Source organism: Alkalihalophilus pseudofirmus (genome assembly GCF_029094545.1).
GTDB classification, from domain to species: domain Bacteria; phylum Bacillota; class Bacilli; order Bacillales; family Bacillaceae_D; genus Alkalihalophilus; species Alkalihalophilus pseudofirmus.
The window spans coordinates 3,651,763-3,663,467 of sequence record NZ_CP117835.1 but is presented as its reverse complement, the minus strand read 5'-3'; the positions used below and the strand labels follow the sequence as shown (position 1 = coordinate 3,663,467).

Annotated in this window: 7 protein-coding genes; 6 read left to right on the top strand and 1 reads right to left on the bottom strand. The window is 42.6% G+C overall.

The features are described 5' to 3' along the window. The first annotated feature begins 19 nt into the window (after positions 1-19). The 5 genes from PQ478_RS19205 (at position 20) to PQ478_RS19185 (ending at position 8,481) form a co-directional block, all read left to right on the top strand. A complete protein-coding gene (locus PQ478_RS19205) occupies positions 20-961 on the top strand; it encodes an agmatinase family protein (RefSeq protein WP_289235214.1) in 942 nt (313 codons plus the stop codon). 136 nt (positions 962-1,097) lie between these two features. Then, positions 1,098-2,540 carry an MBOAT family O-acyltransferase gene (locus PQ478_RS19200; protein WP_289235213.1) on the top strand — a complete coding sequence of 481 codons (1,443 nt, stop codon included), beginning with the start codon at positions 1,098-1,100 and terminating at the stop codon, positions 2,538-2,540. A gap of 15 nt (positions 2,541-2,555) precedes the next feature. Further along, positions 2,556-3,596, top strand: a complete 1,041-nt coding sequence (locus tag PQ478_RS19195; RefSeq protein ID WP_289235212.1) for a hypothetical protein — start codon at positions 2,556-2,558, stop codon at positions 3,594-3,596. Positions 3,597-3,762: 166 nt separating this feature from the next. After that, entirely contained in the window at positions 3,763-4,830 is a 1,068-nt protein-coding gene (locus PQ478_RS19190) for an S-layer homology domain-containing protein (protein ID WP_289235211.1), read from the top strand. Positions 4,831-4,980: 150 nt separating this feature from the next. Beyond that, the gene (locus PQ478_RS19185; protein WP_289235210.1) at positions 4,981-8,481 is read left to right on the top strand and encodes a S8 family peptidase; all 3,501 of its coding nucleotides are present in this window, start codon (positions 4,981-4,983) and stop codon (positions 8,479-8,481) included. Positions 8,482-8,525: 44 nt separating this feature from the next. Here PQ478_RS19185 and PQ478_RS19180 read toward each other — a convergent pair whose 3' ends face one another. Further along, the gene (locus PQ478_RS19180; protein ID WP_289235209.1) at positions 8,526-9,185 is read right to left on the bottom strand and encodes an S-layer homology domain-containing protein; all 660 of its coding nucleotides are present in this window, start codon (positions 9,183-9,185) and stop codon (positions 8,526-8,528) included. Between the two features lie 255 nt (positions 9,186-9,440). Here PQ478_RS19180 and PQ478_RS19175 point away from each other — a divergent pair, with 255 nt between their 5' ends. Continuing rightward, the gene (locus PQ478_RS19175) at positions 9,441-11,696 is read left to right on the top strand and encodes a phosphodiester glycosidase family protein (RefSeq protein WP_289235208.1); all 2,256 of its coding nucleotides are present in this window, start codon (positions 9,441-9,443) and stop codon (positions 11,694-11,696) included. Positions 11,697-11,705: the final 9 nt, after the last annotated feature.

Sequence of the window (11,705 nt, the reverse complement as noted above, 5' to 3'; positions counted from 1 at the left end):
AGTAGAGGAGCGGATAAAGATGACAGAGAACATTTACGGAAATACACCTCCATTTTTAGGAGCGATTAACGGAACGACAGAATCTACGGATGAGGCTGATGTATTAATTTACGGTGTCCCTTGGGAAGGGGCTGTGACATGGGGTGATTACACAGGCTGTGAATTAGGGCCGAAAGTGATGCGCTTATGCTCAGGACGCTACTCAGGATACTTGCCTGAGCTTGATCATATTGATGTCTTCGAGCATCTGAAGCTTGCTGATATGGGTGATGTCGATGTGGTACCAGCGGATGTGATCGAGACGATGAACCGGATTGAGTCGTTTGCAGGCGATATGTGGGATTCCGGGAAGTTCCCGCTTGCCCTTGGCGGCGACCACGGGATTACCTACCCGATTGTTAAAGCATTAACCGAGCGGACAGGAAAGAAAGTCGGTATTCTTCACTTAGATGCTCACTATGATAATATGCCGCATCACGATGGTGATAAATATGCGCGATCCACCCCGTTTGCAAGGTTATATGAGCTTGATGGTGTGAGAAATGAAAGCTTAATTCATGCTGGTATCCACGGACCGCGCAACAAGCCGGAGAGCGGCAAGTTTGCACGCGAGGCCGGTGCGAAGACGGTTACGATCAATGATATTCGCGAAGCAAAGGATATTCGCAAGCTTGCAGCAGACTTGTATGACCAAGCAAGCGAAGGCGTGGATGTTGTCTATCTTTCCGTTTGCAGTGATGTTCTGGATTTTGCTTTTAATCCAGGCGGGCCAGTTGATGGCAACGGCCTCACATCTTATGAGCTGCTGACGTTAATTTATGAATTTACAAAACGCGGCATTGTCGGGATGGACTTTGTTGAGGTGTATCCGCAGCAAGACCCAACGAATGTGTCCAGTCACTTTGCGTCAATGATTGCTCTTTATGCATTAGCAGGTGTGGTGGAGCACCAGAAGAAATAAATAGTATGCTGAACCCTTCTTCTTAATGAAGAGGGGTTTTTCCTTTGATTGTCGAGACGGGGAAAGCTTGATATAATCGGTTGGTAGTTTGTTGAATTTTGTAAAAAGAGAGAGTGACATAAAGTGGGGGATTCGGTTGTTATTTAATTCATATGAATTTTTGTTTGTGTTTCTGCCAATCGTCTTTCTCTTCTATTTCGTTTTTAATCGATGTGGATGGATTACATTTAGCAAAGGGTGGCTCGTTGTTAGTTCACTCTTTTTTTATAGTTGGTGGAATGTTTTATATTTGCCCTTGATTTTAGCCTCAATGGCAATGAACTTTTTAATTGGACGTGCTCTTGTATCTGATCGAAAACCCGCCATACGAAAAGCTCTTGTTACACTAGGGATCATTGGAAATGTAGCTTTACTTGGCTACTTCAAATACTCGGATTTCTTTATCGGAACGGTCAATACGCTGCTGGGTGCGAATTGGGCCTTGCTGGAGTTAACACTTCCTCTTGCGATCAGCTTTTTTACGTTTCAACAGATAGCCTTTTTGGTTGATGCTTACCGGGGTGAGACAAAGGATTACCGCTTGCTTGATTATGCACTGTTTGTCACGTTTTTCCCTCAGTTGATCGCGGGTCCGATTGTTCATCATAAAGAGATGATGCCTCAATTTGAAGACGTCCAAAATCGACGGATCAATCCAAAGCATATGGCAATGGGGATTTTTATTTTCTCGATTGGACTGTTTAAAAAAGTGGCGATTGCAGATACGTTTGCCCAGACAGCGACAAACGGTTTTGATGTACGTGAGTCGTTAACCTTTCTAGAAGCGTGGCTCGTATCTTATTCGTACACATTTCAATTGTATTTTGATTTTAGCGGCTATGCTGATATGGCGATTGGCCTTGCACTCCTATTTAATATCAGCTTGCCTGTAAACTTCTTATCTCCTTATAAGTCTCTTAGTATTCAAGAGTTTTGGAGAAGGTGGCATATGACCCTTGGCCGTTTTCTTACCCATTACCTTTATATCCCGCTTGGTGGAAATAGGCGGGGTAAAATAAGAACGTACGTAAATTTGTTCATTGTCTTTTTTGTGAGCGGAATTTGGCATGGGGCTGGCTGGACGTTTGTCTTGTGGGGAGTACTTCACGGTGTGGCGATGATGATCAATCGCCTGTGGCAGCAGCTCGGGTTTAAGATGAATAAGGTGTTAGCTTGGTTTATTACCTTTCAATTTGTAAATTTTGCCTGGGTGTTCTTTAGAGCAGAGAGCTTTGAGGATGCGTTGAAAGTATTAAAAGGAATGGCCGGGCTCTCAGGATTTGCGCTTCCGGAATGGGCAGCGGAGCAGGTGGCTTGGCTGACTTTTGCGGCTGAATTTCAAATGGCTGAGACGGACTTTTATTGGGGGCTGGGCTTAACAGCTATGGCATTTATCATTGTATTAACTTGGCGGAACTCAATTGAGAGAATGGAAGCTTTTAAGCCGAATTTTTATCATGTGTTCATTTGTGCAGCGGCATTAATCTACAGTATTTTAAGCTTATCTGAAGTGAGTGAGTTTTTATATTTCAATTTCTAAGTGTGGTGGTTATGGATGGGTGTCTATAAGGCTTGGCTCATAAAGCTTGCAGCAGTATGTGTAGTGCTGGTGATGCTTGTTGGAGGATTTAATTATATGGTGGATCCATTATGGGCGTTTGATCATGCCAACCCATTTAATGAGAGGCAAGACAGTATAAATGAGAGGGAGCAAAAATCGCTTCACCTTGCCTATACTGCTCAAGATTACAATGCCCTCCTGCTTGGAAGCAGCCGCTCTACCGTTGTGGATCAGTATCAGTTTGAAGGCGTGAAAATGTTTAATTATTCGGTTCCTGCCGTTTCCATTGAAGAGTTCAATGAGTATATTCATTTTGCTAAAAAACATGGGCATGAACCAGAACTGATCGTGCTGGGGCTTGATTTCTTTACAACGAATGAAACAAGGAAGCAGACAGAATTTCCTAGTGAGTATTTTGAAACGGTGGAAGATCCGCTTCATCGCTTTAAGACGTTATTATCAATGGATACATTTGAATATTCCTACAAGAATGCATGGTCATCATTAATGGATACCGAACAATTTGTGAGGCGTTATGACAGGCACCACACGGCTGAGTTTCAGCAGATCAGTCAAGAAGATAAGGACGAGCTGGTTGAAGGTGACTTAAGACGATATAAAGGAATTCATTATGCTCCGAGTTATCAATACCATACTGGATACAAGAATCAATTGCAGCAAATGGTCGATGAAAATCCGAATACTGACTTTATCGTGTACGTAACACCGGTAACAGAGCCGCTGCTTCGTTTATTGTATGAACAAGAACGGCTTCCAGATTACACGCATTGGATAGGTGAGATCATCGACGTATTTGGCGGAGTATATAACTTTATGACGATAAATGAAGTGACGACGAATGTGGACCGTTTTTATGATGCTCATCATTTTTATGCCGAAGTTGGAGATGTGATAGCAGCACGTCTTCAAGATGAAGAGGTTGAAGAAGCTGATTTTGGCGAGTGGGTAACAGAAGAAACATTCGAAGAGCATATTGAAGAGGTACGTCAGTCGCTCGAAGCAGAGGCCCAGTAAGGGGTTCTGCTTTTTTTGATCAAATAGTTTAAGGTTTTTTCACCAATTTGTAAAGTGTCTCTAGTCAGTAGAATTTTAGTAAAAAACCACATCTTTCCTCCTGTATACAAAGTCTGCCTCAAGGGAGTAAACTACGTTAGAAATGATTATACAAAAAGGAAGAAGGATGAAAAAATTGAAAAAAGTATATATGCTTTTATTAGCTGTATTACTGGCATTGACTGCGATCATGCCTATGTCTGCCTCTGCACAGACTCGTGATTTTGACAGCTACTTTTTATTTGATGTGTGGGATCACTGGGGTGCTGAACAGCTAGATGATTTAGTGAACGCTGATATATTTGGCGGCTATAAAACGAGCCAAGGTGATTATGAATTTAGACCAAATCGTACGATTACGCGTGCTGAGTTTGCAGCGATTATCGTTCGTTCCCTGCAGTTAACTAGAAAAAGTACAAGCACAAGCTACCCTTTTACAGATGTACCAGCGAACCATGCCCTGCGTAATGAGATTGCGATTGCTAGTGATCACGGAATTATTGCTGGTCTTGGCGGGGGCAAATTTGGTCCAAACCAAAATGTAACTCGCGAACAAATCGCATCTATGATTGTACGTGCTTTCTCGGATACTATCAGCTTTACAGGCGGTACCGCAAAGAACTTCACAGATGTTCCGGCTAGCCACTGGGCTGCAGCAGATATCAAAAAAGCAAGCTCGATTGGACTTGTGAGCGGTGTAAGTCAAACAACTTTCGGTATGGGCCGTGCTGCTACACGCGGTGAGGCAGGAGTGCTTCTGCACCGTGCATTAAACCGTGAAACGAAAAATCTTACAAGTGCAAATACTCTTCTTTCACTTGCGAATTCGTACCAAACAAGCTTGTTTTCTTTAGATAATGCAACTAAAGCACAGCTTACAAACCATATCAACACGTACTATACAGGATTCCAAAAAGCGTTTGCGACAGAAATCTATGAATATGGTTATTTAGCTGATATGAATATTACAGGTCAGCTGACTTTCACTGTGAAGAGCAACCATACCCGCTTTGCTCAAGTTAAAGGAACAGGGGCAACGATGACGTTTGAATACTACGATCCAGATAAAAGACGTAATGTGGTAGAAACAGTGGATTATGAGCCGACATTCTACATGAAGAAAATCGGTTCAAGCTGGAAAATCTATTATGTAGAAGATTTTTCATTTGATTTTGAAGAAGACTATTTATATTAAGAACGAAAGCTGTGTAGAAGGTTATACCAATCTTCTACACAGCTTTTCTTTTTGTTCTACTACTTGAAAATAATTCTATATATTTCTACTATTTTCCTGTAAACTAGGGTAGATAGACTATTTAAACTAGTACACTGTAGGAGGGTAAACATGTTCAGACGCAGCAACAAAACGTTTCTACTATTTATGATTGTCTTATTAGTGAGCTCCTTAATCGCACAGCCAGTCTCAGCGGCTGTAACGACAGGTGACTCGAATCAAGAAAGACTTGAGAAATTACTAGGTGATTTAGGAATAGAATCAGATGAACTTGTTTCCTCGAATCGAGTAAAGAATGAAGAGTTAAGACCGAGTGAGGATACGTTAGTCATTAAGTATTCGGAGGCGATTTCTAATGCCGATCACCAAAAGGCGGGAGCGACTCTTCAAAAGCGTATTCCGACGCTTGGATATGATGTTGTAAAGATCCGTGGCGGAATGAAGCTTGAGCAAGTGGCGAAGAAATACGCAGCCCTTGATTCAGTGATCAGCGTGCAGGCGAGCGTACCTTTTCAACAGCTGGCTGTCACCGATCCGAAAGCTTCAACTATGTATCATTTAAATGAGCTTGGGATCGAGGAAGCACTTAAGCTGACAGGTGATCATGCGGTAACGGTCGGGGTAATTGACAGCGGCTTAGATCGTAATCACCCTGAGTTAAAACATGCTCTAGTTGGTGAATACAATGTCCTTGACCCATTGAAGCGTCCGCAGATTGATTCACACGGCACGCATGTTGCCGGAATTATTGCGGGTGAAAAAGGAAATGAAGTAGGCGGTTATGGAGTTTATCCAGACGCAGACATTTATTCCATTGATGTATTTAACCGCAGCTTTTTTACAACAGACTTCACAATTGCCGAAGGGATTCTTCATGCAGTTGAGAAAGATGTTGACGTCATTAATATGAGTATCGGTTCGACGATGCCGTCATCCATTATCCAAGATGCGATTGATGTTGCTGTTGAAGCAGGAATTGTATTAGTAGCGGCTGCAGGAAATAATGGCTCTACCATTAAAAGCTATCCCGGGGCGTATGCTGGGGTTATTAATGTTGGGGCGACTGATCAAGCAAATGAGCTTGCATGGTTCTCAAGCTATGGCCCTGCTCTTGATGTGGTAGCACCAGGAAACCAAGTGTACGCACCGATGTTTGATGTGGATAAGCACTCTACATTTGAAGAGATGTCAGGTACATCAATGGCTTCTCCGATTGTTGCAGGGGTTGCCGCCATGTTGAAATCGAAGCATCCTGACCTTACTTCGTATGAGGTGATGTATATCCTGCAGCAGACAGCAACAGATCTTGGCGCAAAAGGGTATGATACAGAGTTTGGTTTTGGTATGGTCAATCCAAAAGCAGCTTTATCATTTGACGTTTCAAAACTGCCAAGTGCTGGCGGTGAGTCAACATCGACGTTATCTTTTACAAATGGCAAAGCGAAAGCTGAAGGTTCGTTTAGAAACATGGCTGACAAGTATCTGTACCGCATTGATGTCCGCGAAGGCGAACTGCTTCAGTTTAAATTAGAAGGTTCTGCTTTATATGATTTAGCGATTGAGCTGACGTATGAAGGAAGCGATGAGGCACCAATTGTAATCGATAAAGTGCGTGAAGGCGAAATAGAAGCAGTTCTTCATGAGGCGCTGATGGATGGAACAATTGTTGCTGCTGTTTATGACACAAATGAACATTACCGTAAAGACTCGACGCACACGTTTACACTTGAGGTAGAGCGTGCGGATGAATATTTAGAGGATGGTCTTACTGTAGCTTCACCAATTGAGATTAATCGTTTCCCGTTTGCTACAGCAAAAGATGTCGCAGGGCCGCTTTATTTAGCTGGTCCTGAGGGAGATCAAGATTATTTCCGCTTCACATCAGATGAGGGTGAAGTAGTGGAAATCACGATTCCTGGAGTACCTGGAATTGATACGGCGATCAATGTTTATTTTGCTGAAGAATTTGATATGTTCTACGGCGAGCGTGAAGAGTTAGAAGAATATATGGATATGGAAGATGTTTATTATGACGAATATGGTCCATACCCAATGTATCAGGATCAATCCTATGGTGTTGGAGTAGATACACAGCTTACGTTTGAGACGATTCCTGGTATGGAATATGTCGTAGAAGTAACAACGCGTTCAGCATTTGATTTAGATCCATTCATGTTCATGTTTTTTGATATGTTTGAATTTGGTCCAATGCACGGAGATTCCTCTCATCTTCCTTACCAAATGAATATCCGGGCAAAAGTCCTCCCTGAAGATGAAGACGGCTATCCGAATTATTATGATATGCCGCCATATGATGAAGAGTGGACAGAAGAAGAGTTCGAGGATTACAGGTCAGCACGTCAAAGCTTTGAAAAGCAGGTGCTTGATTACTTCCAATTAGGATTTAATCTGTACCTTGAAGAAGAAGAGCTCGAGAGCATTGTTGATACAGCAAGAGAGCTTGACCTAAACAACAATCTAGACGGTTATTTCCAAAGGTACGGTGACTTTGATTTCTTTAAGATTACGCCTGAGGCAAATGGCTTATACCAATTGAATTGGAACAAGGCGAAGTCATTAAAACCGTTATTAGAAGTATTTAAGCTGAATGAAACAGAAGAAGGCGAAACGTATTTGACGTACCTTACTCAGTCAGGCGGCTATAACCTTTTTACGGGTGAAGAATTAGACGGGGAACCTGTGCTCCACCTAGGACTCGAGGAGGGTGAAACGTATTTGGTGGCAATGGGGAATAACGTAGGCTACGGTCAGCCATCGCTTGAAGCATACGAGCTTTCACTATCTATGCTTCGTGAAAATATTGAAGATGCTTACTGGAAAAATGATGACTTGACTAATGCTGCAAAGCTGCCAAACTACGCAATCAATGCCAATCTTTCTATGACAGGTCGTCAAGATGTATTCTATTACAAAGCTAAAGAAGATGGCGTTGCTGGTTTCCATTTTGAAAACCTCCCAGCTTCACAGGCAATTAAGAGCGGTTTACCGGAAAATCTTTTTGAAGATATCCTGCCGTTGATGTTAGTTATTGAAGATACAAATGGTGATGGTGAGATCACTGGGAATGAAGAGCAGCGTATCATGCCGTTTATGCCAATGTATATTGATGAGGCTGAACTGCGAGGTTCGTTCCGTGTTAAATCGGGAGCCGGTTACTTTATTGCGGTAGCCAATGATTCTTTCTTCTCTGGAGAAGATACGCTCTTGACGCCTTATCGTCTGCAAGTCTCAGAAATTGATCACACACGTGCACAACCGCAAGCATTCCGTGCTGTTGGAGTGAACAGCTGGAGAACTACGGGCTTCCTGCCGGTAGAACATCACAGCGGAAGGGTACACCAAACGCACTCATTCACTGTGAATGAGCCAGGTTATTATACAGCAACATTAGACATTCCTTCTGATTTAGATGGGATGATAAAAATTATTGATGCTGCCGGACAAACTCTAGCAAGCGCAGATCATTACGGTAAAGGTGATCGTGAATTTGTACGAGCTAACTTAGCAAAAGGTACGTACAGCATTGTCGTGCAGGATACAAACGGTGACACAAGCCTGCATCCGTACTATATCAATATTGATAAAAAGTAAGAGAAAAATCCCTCAAGCTTATTGGCTTGAGGGATTTCTTTGTTTTATTTAAAACGATCGTTAAGGGAACGGGCGACAAACATAGAAAATTCTGCGCGAGTCGTCTGCTTATTAGGCATGAAGTTTGCCCCTTGCTGTGAGGTGATCCCGTTTTCTGCAAGCTTGTTGATATATTCATACGACCAAGCACTGCGGTTTACATCTGTAAAATGGTGGAAGCGGGCCGGCTCAGCATAGTTAAAGCTCTTGCTTAGAAGAACACTTACCTCTGCTCTCGTAATAGGGTCATTGGGGCGCATTTTCTTTTCATAGCCTTGCATAATTTTCTTTTGCTCAAGAGCACGAAGAGCATCATAGGCAAAATGGTTAGCAGAAACATCCGATACTTGTAATGAATAGGAATCAGTTGCTTTTAATCCTGTAACATTAACAATCATTAATGCGGCTTCAGCACGGGTAATGCTAGCTTGCGGCGCAAATTGATGATTACCTTTACCAGAAATGTAGCCAAGATTATGAAGGTAGTGGATCGCCTTATAAGCGAAGTGATCATTCGGTACGTCTGTAAAAGAGTCTACTAGTATTGCAGCTTGATTCTCTGCTGCTGGTAGTTTAACCGTATGTTCTGCAAGAGCAGCAGGAGTAAATAGAGTTGCTGCGAGGAAAGAAGTAGCTAAGATTGCTGGCATTGTTTTTTGCTTCATGTAAGCAGGCCTCCAATATGTAAAATTTGACAATGTGTTATTAACTCTACTATATATGAAAACAGGTTGTAATTATAGTAGAAAAAAACAAAATTACACAAATTATGAGCATAAAGTATGGTTTTACCTATTTAATCACAAAGTTTTCCAATAAATCTTTCAAACAAGATGGTAATCTTGTAAAATCATAGATGAAATATGACGAAAGATATAAAGAAGAGTTATATTTTGAGAAAATGTGATGGAGTGAAGCAAGTGAAACGTTTTATTAGTAAAATAGTTCTAGTCGCTTTGGCGGCCTCATTAGTGGTGCCGGTTGAAGCGTATAGTTATAACGGATTTGGGACGAAAAGTTCTTCTAATAAGGAGGAGATCGCTAAAGGGGTGACGCTCATAAAAGAGCATTATACTAGCGGCACTCAACAAAGAGCAGTCAATATTATGGATGTTCAGTATAGGAACTCCAATGTTGATCTAGAACTCTATCATCCTAATCCGTATGGAAGAATCCTTTCTACCTCTCAGCAAGCGATTAATAATACATACCAAGGTCATTATGTAGTTGGTGCGGTTAATGCATCTTTTTACAATATGCAGACGGGTATGCCGGTTAATTTATTGGTCAAAGGCAATGAGATCCTAAACTACGGAATTTTATCTGCGGATGCTAATCGTCCCGTTCATTACCCGTTTGCAGTTGGGGTGAATCGTAATGGCGCTTTAACAATGACTGAGTTTAATACGAGCATGACTTACACAGTAGGCGGTCAGAAGCTTGAACTATCTGCAGTCAATGCAGATCGTGTGAATGGGAGCTCGGTCATCTATACAGGTTCGCATCGTGAAGCAACAACAGGAGCAAGTCAATTTGTAACCGAGCTAGTCGTCACAAATACAAATCAAACAAACTCAGGATTTTCTTTTGGAGATAAAATTACGGGAACTGTTTCAGAAATTCGCCGTCTAGGAGAGGGTGGAAATGCAGTCATCCCGAAAAATGGATTTGTCATTTCTGCTAATGGCGGTGCCCTTAGAGATAAGCTCGCTAACGTAAAAGTAGGGGATACAATCACAGCAGAAGCAACAATCAATGATGCGTGGAGAGATGCCGAGTTTGTGATGGCAACCGGCCCGACGTTAGTAAGAGACGGAAAAGTCAATATCTCAATGAATACATCAAGCTCCCACGCACTTGAGCGTGCGCCGCGTACAGCGATTGGTGTTTCAAGTGACGGATCTAAGCTTTTCTTAGTCACAATAGATGGAAGGCAGCCAGGTTTTAGTGAAGGGGCAACGATTCCACAACTAGCTGAATATATGAGATCGCTTGGTGCACAACATGCCATCAATTTAGATGGCGGCGGGTCGACAACAATGGTAGCTAGATTACCATTCGCCGATACGGTTTCAGTTGTGAATCGTCCATCTGACAGCGGAGGGCGTGAGAGATCAGTGCCAACTACGCTTCAAGTTGTGACAACAGAGCCGCCTATGCAGATTACAAAGCCATTCCTTTCTGTGCATGATTTTAATTCTCTTAATGGAATACAAGCAACTGCGGCAAGAGCCACCGCTTCTATCTCAACCGCTTCAGTCCAGGAACCTAATCGCGGAGACGGGGCATTGAAACTGACCTATGATTACACTCAAGGAGAAACAGGAACGTCAGCAGCATATGTCAGAATGAATCCGGTCCTTCCTTTAAGAGGAAATCCGCTGGAGCTTGGCATGTGGGCATATGGAGATGGTCGTGAACACTGGCTGCGCGCAACCATTCTTGATGGAAACGGGGCAGCACACACCATTAACTTCACCAATGAAAATGGATTTAACACTCGCGGGTGGCAATACGTTCGTGCAGCCATTCCTGCAAACATCAAAGGGCCGATTCGCCTGCAGCAGGTTTATATCGCTCAAGCTAATACAACAAAGCAAGGCAAAGGACATGTTTACTTTGATCAATTAAAAGCAATCTATGACTCTAGTTATGAGGTTCAACGATTTAGAGATGTGAGTGATACTTTCTGGGCAAGACAAGCGATTCTCACTCTTAATCGTGATGGAATTATCAGTGGATTCGATGACGGTACATTTAGACCGGGGCAGTCTATTACTCGTGCTCAAACGGCGACAATGATTGCACGTGCGTTGAACCTGCCAACAAGCGGCGGAAAAACTAGTTTACGAGATGTTGACCCTAATTCTGTTTATTATGATTCGATTGCAGCAGTCGAGAAGGCTGGAATTATGATCGGGAAGACTGCTTCAACCTTTGAACCGAACGCTACGTTAACACGAGCTGAAATGGCTTCGATTTTACAAAGAGCATACAACATTCAAGGAGTGAGCAGCTCACCATTCCCTGATGTCCCTAGTCATCACTGGGCTTACAGTGCGATTGATGCCCTTAAAGCGAAAGGTGTTGCTTCTGGGATGCCTGATGGAACATATGGGTTGAATCGTCCGACAACACGTGCAGAGTTCTCAGTGTTTTTAGAACGTGTGAAATAAAGGCTATCT